Source organism: Pseudoalteromonas sp. CF6-2, from assembly GCF_021729425.1.
Taxonomy (GTDB): domain Bacteria; phylum Pseudomonadota; class Gammaproteobacteria; order Enterobacterales; family Alteromonadaceae; genus Pseudoalteromonas; species Pseudoalteromonas arabiensis.
In genome coordinates, this window is record NZ_CP091442.1 from 20,973 (window position 1) to 35,000 (window position 14,028).

Consider the following 14,028-nt stretch of genomic DNA (forward strand, 5'->3'; position numbering starts at 1 on the left):
CAAGGAGAGTGTGATCAGCTAACACTTTTTTGAGTAGATATTGAAGGATTATGATTATGAAAACAGTTAACAAAGCACTAGCACTTATCGCATTAGCCTCTTCGTCAGCAGCATTTGCAGGCACAGATTTCGATACATTAGATGTAGACGGAGATGGTGTTATCAGTCAAAGCGAAGCATCTGTCGATGCTAACATCATGGCGCAATTTAAAACCCTTGATGTAGACGGCGATGGCGTACTAACTGAAGCCGAATTTTCAGAAGCAGAGTAAAACAAACTCGCAATTAACCAGTTTCCATTAAACAGGGATCTCAGAAACGGATTTCACTCTTAAAAAATGAAGGTAATTATTATGAAACAGATCAATACAACACTTGCAATTTTAGCGCTAGCAACTTCATCAGCGGCATTTGCACAAGGTGTAAGCTTCTCAACGTTTGACACTAACAGTGATGGTGTTATCAGTAAAGAAGAAGCATCAGCAAATGTGCAACTAGAGAAACTATTCCCAGAGCTAGATACAGATGGCAATGGTGAGCTTTCTAAAGAAGAATTTGCACAGATTCAATAGTTAAGTTTTTTCACTTCAAGAGTCGTAAAGCAGCTAAATCATTAAGATTTGCTGCTTTTTTTATGCCAAAAGTCAAAGGAATATAGCGCTTACTTGGAATAGCTTTTCAACAACCGTAATATGTTTCTTATCGATTAAGAACATAATCACATGATCTCCCGATTGAATCACCGTATCGTCATGGGCAATCAGTACGTCATCGTTACGCACAATTGCACCAATGGTTGTGCCTGCGGGTAGTTTGATATCAGCAATTGCTCGGCCAACCACTTTAGAAGTATGCTCATCACCGTGAGCGACAGCCTCAATGGCTTCTGCTGCGCCCTTACGTAACGAATAAACATTAACGATGTCACCACGGCGAACGTGTGTTAGCAGCGCCGAGATAGTGGCTTGCTGAGGTGAAATAGCAATATCAATTTCACCGCCCTGTACTAAGTCAACATAAGCACCACGTTGAATAAGCACCATGGTTTTTTGTGCGCCCATACGTTTTGCCAGCATCGCAGACATAATGTTTGCTTCATCGTCGTTAGTCACCGCGATGAATACATCCACTTGCTCAATATGTTCTTCAGATAACAGCTCTTGATCAGAGGCATCGCCACAAAATACTACTGTATTATCAAGCATTTCAGATAGCTGGGCTGCGCGCTCTTTATTGCGCTCAAGCAGCTTAACGCTGTGGTTTTTCTCAAGTGAGCGCGCAAGGCCCGCACCGATATTACCACCACCGGCAATCATGATTTTTTTGTATGAACGTTCGAGTTTTTGAAGCTCATTCATGACTGCGCGAATATGCTTTGTTGCAGCGATAAAGAACACTTCATCGTCCGCTTCGATAACCGTGGTGCCAAGCGGTTTAATCGCTTTACCTTGACGGTAAATAGCCGCGACACGGGTTTCGACATTCGGGATGTGTTCTTTCAAGGCTGAAAGCGCATAACCCACCAGCAAACCACCGTAATAGGCTTTCACCGCAACCAGCGATAACATGCCATCGGCAAATTGTAATACCTGTAAAGCACCCGGGTAGTCGATTAAGCGACGAATATACTTAGTAACGAGTGCTTCTGGAGCAATGTAGTGGTCAACAGGTAAGTCATCGTTATGGAATAACTTTTCACGGTACTTTAAGTATTGCTCTGAGCGAATACGGGCAATTTTGGTTGGCGTGTTAAAAATACTATAAGCAACTTGGCAAGCAACCATGTTCACTTCATCAGAACTGGTTACGGCAATAATCATATCGGCGTCTTCTGCACCTGCACGGCGCAATACATCGGGATGCGCACTGTGGCCAGTAACACCTTGTAAGTCGTACTTATCTTGTAGCTCTCGCAAACGGTTACCGTCGATATCAACAACGGTGATCTCATTTTGCTCACCTACGAGGTTTTCTGCCAATGTGCCACCAACTTGTCCGGCACCGAGTATGATTATTTTCATAGCGTGTTCTTATTAGTGTTTTTTAACTAGCTTTGCATAATAGAAACCGTCACTTTCACCAGGCAGTAATTGTAGGCCAGGTAACGCAGGCGTATCGTTTTCATGCAGAGGTATGTGTTCAGCACTTTGATTATTGGCAAGGAACTTAGCAACTTGTTGCTGGTTCTCTTGCGGTAATACAGAGCAGGTCGCATAAACTAACGTACCACCTGGCTTAAGTAGAGGCCAGATGCTATTTAGGATATCGCCTTGTAAATTAGCCAGATCTTCAATATCAGATGCACGACGTAACCATTTAATATCAGGGTGACGACGAATAACGCCGGTAGCGGAACAAGGTACATCAAGCAAGATACGGTCGAATTGCTGCTCATCCCACCAGATATGCGGTTGTGAAGCATCGGCACATTGTAGATCGGCAGCTAAACCAATACGCACTAAGTTTTGTTTAACACGTTCTAGGCGTTCGCTGTCGCTATCAAGTGCTAATACATCGGCATCGGCAAGCTCTAGAATATGGCACGTTTTACCACCAGGTGCAGCACACGCATCTAAAATGACATCATCATTTTGTGGCTCTAAAAAGCGTGCAGCTAATTGTGCAGCGGCATCTTGTACAGAACAGGCACCGGTATCAAATTCTGGTAATGCGTATACATCACACGGTTTAGCTAGTTTAATACCATCAGGAAAGTCAGCATTAAGGGTATGCTCAATATCATTCGCTTTAAGCATCTCGCTGTATTCTTGAGTGCTGTATTGCGCTTGGTTGACCCGTAACCACATAGGAGCTTGTAGCTGATTCGCTTCTAGGATTTCTTGCCAGCTATCAGGGTAAGCTGCAGTAACTTGTTTGATAAACCAACCAGGGTGGTTAAATTTGCAAACCGGAATTTGCTGCGCTTTTTCTTCAAGCTCAGCTTGTTCACGTTGGAAACTACGTAAAATAGCGTTAATCAGGCCTTTTAAACCCAGTGCACGCATTTGTTGAAGCGCATTAACTGTTTCGCTGATTGCCGCATGAGGCGGTACACGCATATGTTGGAGTTGGTAAATACCCACATACAACAAAAACTGGAAAATACGGCGCTTGCCTTTTAGCGGTTGATCTAAAAGTTGCTGGCAATAATTCTCTAAACTAGGTAAATAGCGCAGCACACCATAGCAAATTTGTTGCAGTAGGGCTTTATCTTTCGGTGATAAACCTTGGCTTGCAAAAGGCAGTTCTTGATTAAGCGACGCGCCTTTATCGACCACGTTGTAGAGAGTTTCAGCAGCCAGTGCTCTTACATTACTCATTGCTTTGACCTAATACTGAACCAGGCTCTACCCAATCACTGCGACCATTTAAAAAGTCACTGACAGCCATTGGTTTTTTACCTTGTGGTTGAAGAAGGGTGATTTTAAGTGCATCTTGCCCGCAGGCAACGGTAATACCTTGCTTATCAGCAGCAATGATTTTACCTGCTTGTGCAGTTTGCGATACAACGTCTGCTTGCCAAATTTTTACCGTTTGTCCTGCCATTTCAGTAAAGCAAACAGGCCATGGATTAAAGGCACGGATATTACGCTCAATTTGCACAGCATCCATTGACCAATCAATATTAGCTTCGTCTTTTGATAGCTTCTTGGCGTAATTTGCTAGTGCGTCATCTTGCTTTTCTGGGGTGATTTCACCTGCTGCGAGACGATTTATGGTACTGATCAGAGCATCAGGTCCAAGTGCAGCCAGTTTATCGTATAAAGAACTACTGGTTTCTGTGTTATCAATAGGGCAGCGGCTGATGTGCAGCATATCGCCGGTATCTAAGCCCTCGTCCATTTGCATTATTGTTACACCAGTTTCACTGTCGCCAGCCCAAATCGCGCGTTGAATCGGTGCAGCACCACGCCAGCGCGGTAAAATAGAGCCATGCACGTTTAAGCAGCCTAAGCGCGGTGCATCTAAAATCGCTTTTGGAAGCAGTAAGCCGTATGCCACCACAATCATAATATCTGCGTTCAGGCTGGTAAGCTCTGCAAGTGCTTCATCAGATTTTAATGACTGCGGTTGAAATACGGGTAAATCGTGAGCAAGTGCGAGTTCTTTTACTTCACTGGCTTTAAGCTTTTTGCCACGGCCTGCAGGGCGATCTGGTTGGCTATAAACACCAACAATATCATGCTCGGAGTCTATTAAGGCTTGTAAGTGGCGCGCAGCAAAATCCGGCGTACCAGCAAAAATAATACGTAATGGTTGTGTCACAGGTATTCCTATTGATTGATTTATGATTTAGCTGCCAGCTTCGCTTCTTTCTCAAGCTTCTTACGGATACGTTGGCGCTTTAGAGGCGATAAATAATCAATAAATAGAGTGCCTTTTAGGTGATCAAGCTCATGCTGAATACAAATCGCTAAAAGCTCGTCAGCGTCTAGGCTGAATTCCTCACCATTTTCATTCAGTGCTTTAACAGTCACTGTTTCTGCACGGTCAACTTTCGCATAAGAATAAGGCACAGATAAACAACCTTCTTCACTCACCGTTGAGCCATCTTTCTTGGTGATTTCTGGGTTGATTAGTACTAGCGGTTGGTCGCGCTCTTCTGAGACATCGATCACCACAATTCGCTGGTGGATATCTACTTGCGTTGCTGCTAAGCCGATACCGTTCTCGTCATACATAGTTTCCAGCATGTCTTTGACGATTTGACGAACATCATCGTTTACTTCTGGTACTTCTTTCGCGATTGTACGTAAACGCTCATCCGGAAATCTTAAAACATCTAACCTAGCCATAGTTACCTTTTACACTTGTGATTCATTTAGGGTATTGTATGCTTTTATTTTAGCCATTCGTGTTCACCTTTAACAGGTTTTGGTTGATAATAATCTAAAAACAACACTAGGAAGCCAAATGAAATATCCGTTAGTTGCGGCTTTATTAGCCATTAGCTGTGCATTTTCAGCAGCAGCTGATGTGTTAACAATAAAAAAAGATGCTCCAAAACAATATGTTGTAAAAAAAGGGGACACGCTTTGGGATATATCAGGCATATATCTTAATCATCCATGGCAATGGCCAGAGTTATGGCAAATGAATCCTCAAATAGCCAATCCTCATTTGATATACCCAGGTGATGCGCTTACTTTAATTTATGATCAAGATGGAAAACCGCGTTTAGTTAAAAATAGCCGGTATAAAAAACTCTCTCCAGAAGGGCGTATTACACCTAAAGGTAAACAGGCTGTACCCACATTACCCCTTGAACTGCTGCGCCCATATTTGACCTACGAGCAAGCAATCGGTCATCAGGTTATGGCAGATAAGCCATATATTTTAGGTGCCAGTGTGAATACAAAAATGAATACCATGGGTCATATTCTTTATGTGAAAGGTAATTTAAATTTAAATGAAGCATATGGCGTTTATCGTAAAGGAAATGAGTTAGTAGACCCTAATACAAATGAAGTGTTAGCCAATAAAGCTGAATTAGTTGCAATTGTACGTGCCTTTAGAAGTGGTGATGTTGAACATGGTGTACCAGCGTCCGTTAAGATTGAGATGGTAAAACAAGAAATTAAACCGAATGATTTCTTAATGCCTGCAATGGACGGACAAATGTTACCAGCCTATTTCAATATGAAACGTCCAGAAGGTGAGCTTAACGGTACAATTATCGCGTCAGCAAATGAGCTGCGAGAATTTAGCACCATGGATATTGTTGTTTTAAATTTAGGTGCAGAACAGGTCAAGCCTGGTTTTGTACTTGATATTGAACGTCAATCTCCAGAGGTGTTTGATGGTCGAAGTGGCCCTCGTTATCGTGAAGACTCAACGAGTCTTGAGAAGCTAATCACGGATACTAATGAGTATTTTGGTGTGGAAGCAGACAAAGATAGCAAGGTATGGCACATGCCTAAAGAGAAAGTAGGCGAACTCATGGTGTTTAAGGTATACGATAACGTGAGCTATGCATTGATTGTGAAAAATCAGCATCCTATTCGAGTTGGTGACTATGCTGTCATAAACTAACCCACACTCAGGATGCTCTAAGGAGGGAGCATGGAACAGATTTCAGGCAAGCTATCTCATTGGCTTGCCTTTTATTTATGTAAAGGGCTGGGAATTAAAAGCCTTATAGCATTGGCCCAAAACCACGTCTTAAGTGAGCTTTTTTCGTTTACAAGTACACAGCTGCAGAATTTAGGTTTAACAAAAAACCAAGCTGATAATCTCGCTAATACCGATTGGCAAAAAGTCGCTTACTACGAAGAACTTATTCATGCTTACCAAATAACCACCATTTGTTACTTTGATGATCACTATCCCGCACAGTTAAAGGAAATTGCCAGTGCACCTTTATTACTATTTTGTATGGGGAATATTGAGCTTTTAACTTCACCACAAGTTGCGATTGTTGGCAGCCGACATGCAACTCCTACAGGGCTCGAGATCGCGGCTGAATTTGCGCATCAATTAAGTTGTGCTGGCATCACAGTTACTTCTGGTATGGCACTTGGCATTGATGGTGCGGCACACAAAGGGGCTCTGGCTAGTTCTGGAAAAACCATTGCTGTGCTTGGTACAGGGTTAGATATTGCTTACCCTAAGCGTCATAAACTATTGACAAAGCAGGTAGCAGAACGCGGATTGCTTATATCGGAGTTCTTGCCTGGTACGGCTGCTAATGCAGCGAACTTCCCCCGTAGAAATAGAATAATATCAGGTCTTTCACTTGGTGTTTTAATTGTCGAAGCACAAATAAAAAGCGGCTCTTTAGTCACGGTACGTTATGCACTTGAGCAAAATAAGGACGTTTTTGCAGTACCCGGCTCAATTAAAAACCCGCTTTCAGAAGCTAGCCACTTTTTGATAAAGCAAGGTGCTAAATTAGTCGAAAATATAAGTGATATTCTTGATGAAGTGAGCTTTTTTTGTGAAAACAGTCTATATATAACAGAAGAGCCTATCATCGAAGAACACGACTGCCCCGTGTTTCAAAGTATAGGATTTGAGGTAACAAGTGTCGATGTTATTACTCAACGCACTCAGTTACCTGTTGATGAAGTACAAGCTCGGTTACTTGACCTAGAGCTCGCAGATAAAGTAGAGCGAGTGCTAGATGGCTATATAAGACTTGGAGGACATAAATATGTTTGACATCCTCATGTATCTTTTTGAAAACTATATCCATAGTGAAGCTGAAATTTTTACTGAAGAAAACGAGCTTACTGATGAGTTGGTTCGAGCAGGGTTTAATAAACCTGAAATTTATAAAGCACTTGACTGGCTTGAGCAATTGGCTGACTTGCAGCAAAGTGACGTGTATCCGTACCTAAACGCGCAGCCGCAACATGCTATGCGTATTTATACCGACAGTGAATGCCAAATGCTTTGCACGGAGTGCCGCGGCTTTTTAATGTTTATTGAGCAAATAGGCGTCATAAATAGCATTACGCGTGAAATGGTAATAGATAGATTATGCGCGCTTGATAAACCGTTTATTTTACTTGAGGACTTAAAATGGGTGGTGTTAATGGTGCTGTTTAATGTGCCAGGATCTGAGCAAGCATATGCACAAATGGAAGATTTGATCTTTGATGAGCCCGCTGATGTGCTTCATTAGTTCGACTTTGCTTGTATCTTTGTTGAGTTTGGGTATATTAGGCGAAAATTAGCCAGCCTAACAGGAACCTTATGAGTAAAATCGATCATTCTCTTTTTTCTGCAGATAAACACGCATTAGAGAAAGAATATGAGGTTTGCCCTAAATGTGGTTCTGAATTGGTCATGCGAAATTCAAAGTCAGGGCCTTTTTTAGGCTGTGCAGGCTACCCTAAGTGTGATTTTATTCGTCCTTTGGCTCATCATGATAGTCAGCAAATTAAAGTACTCGAAGACAGTGCATGCCCTGAGTGTGGCAAGCCATTGGTGATTAAAAATGGCCGCTATGGCATGTTTATTGGTTGCACAGGGTATCCTGATTGCCATTATATTGCGCATGATGAAGAGCCTAGTAATACAGAGGTGCTTCCTAGCTGCCCAAAATGCAAAAAAGGCCAGTTGGTTTCCCGTAGCAATAAATTTGGTAAAACATTCTACTCATGCGACTGTTATCCTCGTTGCAAATATACCCTTAATAACAAACCTGTGTCTAAGACATGCCCTGCTTGTGATTGGCCTATAATGACAGAGAAAAAAACTGCATCGGGCGTTGTGTTACAATGCCCACAAAAAGCCTGTATGCATAAGCTTGCAAAGTCTTAACATATTCGTTCCCTATTATAGTTAGGAGATATTCTTGTCCGATCCTGTTGCTCAACCAGCTAATCCTATTGAAGCCTTAAACCAAGGCGGTGTGATTGTTTATCCAACTGAAGCTGTATTTGGTCTTGGTTGTGATCCTGATAACCAAGCAGCTGTAGAAAAGCTTTTAGCAATTAAGCAGCGGCCAATTGAAAAAGGCTTAATCTTAATTGCTGATAACTATGGTCAGTTATTAAAGTATGTTGATGATGCTAAAATCCCAATGGATAAACGGGCAGATATCTTCTCGCAGTGGCCAGGGGCGATTACATGGGTAATGCCAGCCGCAAAGCAGACACCAAAATGGTTAACGGGTCAGTTTGATACTATTGCTGTGCGTGTAACGAACCATCCAACGGTAAAAAAACTGTGCCAGCAATTCGGCAAACCACTGGTTTCAACAAGTGCAAATTTAACTGGCCAACCAACAGTAATGAGTATCACGCAAGCAAAAAGCGAATTTGCTGATAGCGTCGATTTTTATGTTGATGAGCCGCTTGGTGGGAACGTGAACCCCAGTGTAATTAAAGACGCAATGACCGGAAAAGTTTTCAGAGGATAACCATGCAAAGCGAGCTACTCGAACAAGTAAAAACCTATTTAATGGCTTTACAAGACACAATTTGTGCGGGCCTTGAGAATACTGACGGTAAAGCAAAGTTTGTTGAAGATAATTGGCAACGAGCTGAAGGCGGTGGTGGTCGTACTCGCGTTATTCAAGGTGGCAATATCATTGAGCAGGGCGGGGTAAATTACTCGCATGTGTTTGGCGCTTCAATGCCAGCCTCTGCAACCGCGCATCGTCCAGAGCTAGCTGGTCGTAGTTTTCATGCTTGCGGTGTATCATTGGTGATCCATCCTAATAATCCACACATTCCAACTAGCCACGCTAACGTGCGTTTCTTTATTGCTGAAAAAGAAGGCGAGGAGCCAATTTGGTGGTTCGGAGGTGGTTTTGATTTAACACCTTTTTATCCGGTGTTCGAAGATGTACAGCATTGGCATCAAGTAGCAAGTGACTTATGTCAGCCATTTGGTGAAGATGTGTACGATAAGTATAAAACATGGTGTGATGAGTATTTTTATTTAAAGCACCGCAGCGAAACACGTGGGGTAGGTGGTTTATTCTTTGATGATTTAAACGAGCTCGGTTTTGCGCAGAGTTTTGCTTTTATGCAAGCTGTTGGAAATGGCTTTTTAGATGCTTACTTACCTATAATTGAGCGTCGTAAAAATACGCCAATTACAGAGCAGCAACGAGATTTTCAGCTTTACCGCCGTGGCCGCTACGTTGAATTTAACCTAGTGTGGGATCGTGGTACTTTATTTGGTCTACAAACTGGTGGACGGACAGAATCGATTTTAATGTCTATGCCGCCACTCGCTCGTTGGGAGTATAGTTATACCCCTGTTGAAAATAGCCCTGAAGCAAAGCTTTATCAATATTACTTAAGACCGCAAGAATGGCTAAATACAGAGGAATCTGAGTTAGTTGCGCGTGAATGGCAGCTTTAAAGTGCTTAGGTTGTCACTTTATATAAAGGTGACAACCTGCACGTTCAAGTATTTTATCTAGTTAAATTTAAAGCGTCTAACTTGCTCATCTAAAGAGCGTGCTAATGATAAGAGCTCCTCACTGACTTTTTGATTTTCATGAGCATCAACCAACGAATGCTCTGCGTTATCACTGATAGCGACCACACTCCTATTTATTTCTTCTGCGGCAAGATTTTGTTGCTCGGTGGCATCGGCTATTTGTACATTGAGTTGATTTATTTCACTCATTTGCAAAGAAATATCACGCAAGGCTTTAGCAACTTGCTTAACTTGTACAGCACGTTCATCAGCTTCTTCACATGAATTATTCATAGTGCTAACTGTTTGTGCCGCTTCGCTCTGTAGCTTATCTATTGTTCGGCGAATTTCATCCGTGGAGTCATGGGTTCTATTCGCAAGCGTTCTAACTTCATCTGCTACTACTGCAAAACCACGACCGGCTTCGCCTGCTCGCGCAGCTTCAATAGCAGCATTGAGTGCAAGTAAGTTAGTTTGCTCGGCAATACTACTGATCACTTCTAATACTTTACCGACTTCTAAAGTTTGCGCCTGAAGTTCAGAGACTTGATCTGCGGCTGCACGGACATCTGTAGCAAGTTGGTTAATGCTATGTTCGGTATGCTCTGCAACTTGCAAGCTTTGCTGTGCAAGTTGATTACTGTGTTCTGATTTTTCAGATGCAAAATGCGTTGTATTTTTAACTTCACTTGATGAACTTTCAAGTTCATTTATTGCGGCTGCAACGGAGTCAGTACCTTGCTTTTGTTGTATTATGGCTTGCTCAGTGGCATCTGCTGAAGTGTATATACTCTCCGCTGAATGGATTAACACTTTTGATGAGTGTGATACTTGGGCAATATTATCTTTAAACGCACCAATCATGTGATTAAAGCTGGTGGCGAGTGAGCTAAGTTCATCGTTATTATCATCATTAACTTTAAGGCTCAAATCTTTGTTTGTGGTTGCCAAGTGCATCGTATGGCTAATCATCTTCAAGCGTTTAATAAATACTTTTCTAAACATGACTGCTAATAAGGAGAACGCAGTTATGAATATAGTTGCTAACAGTAAAGTGTTCATTAACGTATTTTGTGATACTTCATGTTCAATATCGGCTAATGAATAACTGATTTTAACGACCCCAAGCACATCGCCTTCTTGCGCTTGATGGCATCCTAAACAGTTGGTGCCTTTATAGTCACTGCTAGCAAACATAGGTTTAAGATAGGTCATCGTACTGTTGTTATCTATATATAATGCTTCTGTACCTGCCAGTGCCGCTTGTTCGGTATCGGTTGTGGCAACTTGATTGGCATTGCCTGGTCCATAAATTTTATTAACAATGGGGCTGCGAATAATATGTGCATCTTTGATATTTGGATGGCTTCTAAGCTTGTTGCTAAGAATTTCACGGTTTGCCATGGTGCCTGTGAGCATCATGGTGTTAATAGAATCAAAGTAATTATCGGCAAGTAATTTTATGTTGCTTTCAACAGTATCTTGCGCTAATTCGTGTTGTTGCTGGGCGCTGCTAAATATGCTGGCAAATAATACCAAGACACCTGTCAGTGCCAACAAGGCATAAATTTTAAATTGGATAGATTTCATTCAACGACGCTTTTTCTAAACTAAGGAAAGAGTATTATCTTTATTTAGAAAAAGCATACATTGATATAACTCAAGCTTAATGTTGATTGATCATATGACTGGCGAGTTGCGATAAAGATTGTCTTAACCCTTCGCGAAGTAGTGGGTTATCAATTTCGATATCGAGCGTTTTATTCATGCAATGCATCCATTGATCGCGTAGGTCTTGATCAATAGGGAAAGGCATGTGACGCTTTCTTAGCATTGGGTGACCATATTTTTCAACGAAAAGGTCAGGGCCGCCTAGCCAGCCCGATAAAAATTCAAAGAATACTTGGCGAATTCTATCTAAAGGCTGAGGATGCATATCATATAATGGTTTGGCGTATTCATCTGTGGCCATTATGTCGTAAAATCGATTTGCAATTGCGCGAGCGCCTGCTTCACCGCCGATAATTTCGTAAGGTGTTTTTTCTGGAGTAGGTGTTTCAGGCGTTGGTTTCGATTTAGAAAAAAGTCGTTTAATCATAATATTAATAAAGCTCTACAGGGCGAAGAGGTTGCTTCACTATGGACAAATACGCGGTTTTTGGAAATCCAATCAAACATTCGAAATCACCCGCAATACACGCACAATTTGCTGCATCATTAAACGAGCAAATACAATACAACGCCATTTTAGCACCAACAGATGCATTTGAAAAAACTGTCGCTGGGTTTTTCGCTACGGGTGGTAAAGGCGCTAATGTCACCTTGCCATTTAAAGAGCAGGCGTTTGCTATGGTCGATGAACTAACAGAGCAAGCGAAAATAGCTGGAGCCGTAAATACTATTAAACAACTCGAAGATGGCCGCTTACTCGGTGATAACACCGATGGTGTAGGGCTTGTTAAAGATCTTGTAGCCAATAATGTCACCTTAAAAGGGCAGCGAGTACTCCTTATTGGAGCGGGGGGGGCGGCGCGAGGTGTCATTCAGCCATTATTGAATGAGCAAATCGGAAGCTTAACAATAGCCAACCGTACCGCTGAAAAAGCAAAGGCACTAGCGAGTCATTTTAATGGTGAAATAGATGTGCAAGGCTTTGCTTTAACTGATATCCCAGCAAACAACTATGACGTGGTTATTAACTCTACCTCAAGCAGTGTTACTGGCGACTTGCCAGGTATAGCAGAAGAGTATGTTGCTAAGTGTCAGTGTGCTTACGATATGTTTTACGCGGATGACGATACGACATTTATCAGTTGGGTTAAGTCGATTAACTCGACATGTTTAACACTCGATGGTTGTGGCATGCTGGTTGGCCAAGCGGCACAAGCTTATTTTGTATGGCGCAATAAAATGCCAGAAATCATCCCCGTTGTTACCGCGCTTAAAGCAGGAGAAGTAGCGTGAATCAAGCTATCCAATTTATCGACCGATTCGAATTTAAGCCAGAAGAAAAGCAGTTGCTGTTCTTTGCTCAAGTAAGTGGCTTGATGGTGGAGTGTGTTATTGATACCAGCAAGTATGATTTTGCTGATCAAAGCAGTGCGGTTAATTACTTTGAATCTTATCGTTTCGATTATGAAGAGCTCGCCGAGCAACTGATCGAAGATGAGCAGTATAACTCGGCAGGGCAAATTGAATTAACCGAGGTGTTTTAGCCCTCTGCTAAGTATTCATCTTTAAGCTGAACATAATTATCTGCTGATATTTTTAAAAAGGCGCGCTCTTGCTCTGTTAAAGGGCGAGCCTGCTTAACAGGGCTACCTACATAGAGGTAGCCAGACTCTAAACGCTTGTTAGGTGGTACCAGCGAACCACCACCAATGATCACATCATCTTCAACAATAGCATTGTCCATCACAATTGCACCCATCCCAACAAGTATACGATTACCAAGTTGGCAGCCGTGTAGCATAACTTTATGACCCACAGTGACATCATTGCCAATAATAAGAGGGTAACCATCGGGGTTTGACTTAGAGGCACGTGTTAAATGTAAAACACTGCCATCTTGAATGTTCGTACGTTCACCAATACGTATATAGTTAACATCACCTCGCGCAGCAACAAGAGGCCATACACTTGAATCTTTACCAAGCGAAATATCACCGACTAAAACCGATGACTCATCAATATAAACACTATTATCGTATGTCGGAGTGATCCCTTTATAAGAACGGATAGTCATAAATTCACCTTTTAATTTTAAAATGTGCTCAGTCTAGTGTAACAGCGAAGCAAATAAATACACCAAAACAGGCCTAAATTGACTGCAAAACACCCAGTTTTAGGGTGTTTAGTTCAAAAGCTGAGCGAACAGCAGTTTTTTTTAAATTTTATTGAAAAAAGTGCTTGCGTAAAAAATCCATCTCCCTATAATGCGACCCCACTGACACGGCGGGCAGCAACGAAAGACGCTGAACAAGGTGGCAGAGAGTTAAGTAAAACTTCGGTTTAAAACGGTCTAAAAAGAAAGTTTAAAATTAAGTGTTGACTCAAAAAATTAAGGATGTATTATACGCATCCCTAGCGACAACGTCGCAACGTTCTTTAACAATATAAAGCAATCATCTGTGTGGGCACTCGTAC

The 14,028-nt window shown here is 42.0% G+C and carries 18 protein-coding genes; 11 read left to right on the plus strand and 7 right to left on the minus strand.

Features of this window, described 5'->3' with window-relative positions:
- Positions 1-56 precede the first annotated feature (56 nt).
- Together L3Q70_RS00090 and L3Q70_RS00095 are read left to right on the plus strand one after the other, a co-directional pair.
- On the plus strand, positions 57-272 hold the full coding sequence (locus tag L3Q70_RS00090; protein ID WP_062568442.1) for an EF-hand domain-containing protein: 216 nt from the start codon (positions 57-59) through the stop codon (positions 270-272).
- Positions 273-353: 81 nt separating this feature from the next.
- Positions 354-572, plus strand: a complete 219-nt coding sequence (locus L3Q70_RS00095; protein WP_062568441.1) for an EF-hand domain-containing protein — start codon at positions 354-356, stop codon at positions 570-572.
- A 72-nt stretch (positions 573-644) separates the two neighbouring features.
- Here L3Q70_RS00095 and trkA read toward each other — a convergent pair whose 3' ends face one another.
- The 4 genes from trkA to def are packed head-to-tail and all read right to left on the minus strand — an operon-like array spanning position 645 to position 4,796.
- Entirely contained in the window at positions 645-2,021 is a 1,377-nt protein-coding gene (gene trkA / locus L3Q70_RS00100) for a Trk system potassium transporter TrkA (RefSeq protein ID WP_054563775.1), read from the minus strand.
- Between the two features lie 12 nt (positions 2,022-2,033).
- Positions 2,034-3,320 (minus strand): 16S rRNA (cytosine(967)-C(5))-methyltransferase RsmB, encoded by a 1,287-nt coding sequence (rsmB, locus tag L3Q70_RS00105; RefSeq protein ID WP_237114654.1) that lies wholly within the window; start codon positions 3,318-3,320, stop codon positions 2,034-2,036.
- Positions 3,313-4,266, minus strand: a complete 954-nt coding sequence (gene fmt, locus L3Q70_RS00110; protein WP_062568439.1) for a methionyl-tRNA formyltransferase — start codon at positions 4,264-4,266, stop codon at positions 3,313-3,315. Before fmt ends, rsmB begins: the two co-directional genes overlap by 8 nt.
- A gap of 20 nt (positions 4,267-4,286) precedes the next feature.
- Complete coding sequence (gene def, locus L3Q70_RS00115) at positions 4,287-4,796, minus strand: peptide deformylase (RefSeq protein WP_062568438.1); 510 nt, start codon at positions 4,794-4,796, stop codon at positions 4,287-4,289.
- Positions 4,797-4,914: 118 nt separating this feature from the next.
- Between def and L3Q70_RS00120 the strand changes: the two genes are divergently transcribed.
- The 6 genes from L3Q70_RS00120 (at position 4,915) to hemF (ending at position 9,822) form a co-directional block, all read left to right on the plus strand.
- Positions 4,915-6,033, plus strand: coding sequence for a LysM peptidoglycan-binding domain-containing protein (locus tag L3Q70_RS00120; protein ID WP_062568437.1), 1,119 nt, complete (start codon positions 4,915-4,917; stop codon positions 6,031-6,033).
- A gap of 30 nt (positions 6,034-6,063) precedes the next feature.
- Positions 6,064-7,161 (plus strand): DNA-processing protein DprA, encoded by a 1,098-nt coding sequence (gene dprA, locus L3Q70_RS00125; RefSeq protein WP_237114655.1) that lies wholly within the window; start codon positions 6,064-6,066, stop codon positions 7,159-7,161.
- Positions 7,154-7,627: a DUF494 family protein gene (locus tag L3Q70_RS00130; RefSeq protein ID WP_062568435.1), complete on the plus strand. Its 474-nt coding sequence runs from the start codon at positions 7,154-7,156 to the stop codon at positions 7,625-7,627. The genes dprA and L3Q70_RS00130 overlap by 8 nt, the downstream gene beginning before the upstream one ends.
- 71 nt (positions 7,628-7,698) lie before the next feature.
- Positions 7,699-8,268 carry a type I DNA topoisomerase gene (locus L3Q70_RS00135; protein WP_237114656.1) on the plus strand — a complete coding sequence of 190 codons (570 nt, stop codon included), beginning with the start codon at positions 7,699-7,701 and terminating at the stop codon, positions 8,266-8,268.
- Between the two features lie 34 nt (positions 8,269-8,302).
- On the plus strand, positions 8,303-8,869 hold the full coding sequence (locus tag L3Q70_RS00140) for an L-threonylcarbamoyladenylate synthase (RefSeq protein ID WP_237114657.1): 567 nt from the start codon (positions 8,303-8,305) through the stop codon (positions 8,867-8,869).
- Between the two features lie 2 nt (positions 8,870-8,871).
- Entirely contained in the window at positions 8,872-9,822 is a 951-nt protein-coding gene (hemF, locus tag L3Q70_RS00145; protein WP_062568432.1) for an oxygen-dependent coproporphyrinogen oxidase, read from the plus strand.
- A 57-nt stretch (positions 9,823-9,879) separates the two neighbouring features.
- On the opposite strand, the gene L3Q70_RS00150 is transcribed toward hemF, so the two are convergent.
- The gene (locus L3Q70_RS00150) at positions 9,880-11,472 is read right to left on the minus strand and encodes a methyl-accepting chemotaxis protein (RefSeq protein WP_062568431.1); all 1,593 of its coding nucleotides are present in this window, start codon (positions 11,470-11,472) and stop codon (positions 9,880-9,882) included.
- Positions 11,473-11,548: 76 nt separating this feature from the next.
- Positions 11,549-11,980 (minus strand): group II truncated hemoglobin, encoded by a 432-nt coding sequence (locus L3Q70_RS00155; protein ID WP_062568430.1) that lies wholly within the window; start codon positions 11,978-11,980, stop codon positions 11,549-11,551.
- 41 nt (positions 11,981-12,021) lie between these two features.
- Here L3Q70_RS00155 and aroE point away from each other — a divergent pair, with 41 nt between their 5' ends.
- The gene (gene aroE, locus L3Q70_RS00160; protein ID WP_193988078.1) at positions 12,022-12,846 is read left to right on the plus strand and encodes a shikimate dehydrogenase; all 825 of its coding nucleotides are present in this window, start codon (positions 12,022-12,024) and stop codon (positions 12,844-12,846) included.
- Positions 12,843-13,097 carry a DUF1488 domain-containing protein gene (locus L3Q70_RS00165; protein ID WP_193988079.1) on the plus strand — a complete coding sequence of 85 codons (255 nt, stop codon included), beginning with the start codon at positions 12,843-12,845 and terminating at the stop codon, positions 13,095-13,097. Before aroE ends, L3Q70_RS00165 begins: the two co-directional genes overlap by 4 nt.
- Here L3Q70_RS00165 and L3Q70_RS00170 read toward each other — a convergent pair.
- A complete protein-coding gene (locus tag L3Q70_RS00170) occupies positions 13,094-13,627 on the minus strand; it encodes a gamma carbonic anhydrase family protein (RefSeq protein WP_237114658.1) in 534 nt (177 codons plus the stop codon). The genes L3Q70_RS00165 and L3Q70_RS00170 overlap by 4 nt on opposite strands.
- 78 nt (positions 13,628-13,705) lie before the next feature.
- On the opposite strand from L3Q70_RS00170, the gene L3Q70_RS00175 reads away from it, so the two are divergent.
- Positions 13,706-13,897 (plus strand): hypothetical protein, encoded by a 192-nt coding sequence (locus tag L3Q70_RS00175; RefSeq protein WP_193988081.1) that lies wholly within the window; start codon positions 13,706-13,708, stop codon positions 13,895-13,897.
- Positions 13,898-14,028: the final 131 nt, after the last annotated feature.

Bases quoted from the DNA above. Each gene is read 5' to 3' on its own strand.
- L3Q70_RS00130 (WP_062568435.1), top strand. From the start codon at position 7,154: ATGTTTGACATCCTCATGTATCTTTTTGAAAACTATATCCATAGTGAA.
- L3Q70_RS00120 (WP_062568437.1), top strand. From the start codon at position 4,915: ATGAAATATCCGTTAGTTGCGGCTTTATTAGCCATTAGCTGTGCATTT.
- L3Q70_RS00170 (WP_237114658.1), bottom strand. From the start codon at position 13,627: ATGACTATCCGTTCTTATAAAGGGATCACTCCGACATACGATAATAGT.
- L3Q70_RS00090 (WP_062568442.1), top strand. From the start codon at position 57: ATGAAAACAGTTAACAAAGCACTAGCACTTATCGCATTAGCCTCTTCG.
- L3Q70_RS00155 (WP_062568430.1), bottom strand. From the start codon at position 11,980: ATGATTAAACGACTTTTTTCTAAATCGAAACCAACGCCTGAAACACCT.
- L3Q70_RS00095 (WP_062568441.1), top strand. From the start codon at position 354: ATGAAACAGATCAATACAACACTTGCAATTTTAGCGCTAGCAACTTCA.
- dprA (WP_237114655.1), top strand. From the start codon at position 6,064: ATGGAACAGATTTCAGGCAAGCTATCTCATTGGCTTGCCTTTTATTTA.
- L3Q70_RS00150 (WP_062568431.1), bottom strand. From the start codon at position 11,472: ATGAAATCTATCCAATTTAAAATTTATGCCTTGTTGGCACTGACAGGT.
- L3Q70_RS00135 (WP_237114656.1), top strand. From the start codon at position 7,699: ATGAGTAAAATCGATCATTCTCTTTTTTCTGCAGATAAACACGCATTA.
- rsmB (WP_237114654.1), bottom strand. From the start codon at position 3,320: ATGAGTAATGTAAGAGCACTGGCTGCTGAAACTCTCTACAACGTGGTC.
- aroE (WP_193988078.1), top strand. From the start codon at position 12,022: ATGGACAAATACGCGGTTTTTGGAAATCCAATCAAACATTCGAAATCA.
- def (WP_062568438.1), bottom strand. From the start codon at position 4,796: ATGGCTAGGTTAGATGTTTTAAGATTTCCGGATGAGCGTTTACGTACA.
- hemF (WP_062568432.1), top strand. From the start codon at position 8,872: ATGCAAAGCGAGCTACTCGAACAAGTAAAAACCTATTTAATGGCTTTA.
- trkA (WP_054563775.1), bottom strand. From the start codon at position 2,021: ATGAAAATAATCATACTCGGTGCCGGACAAGTTGGTGGCACATTGGCA.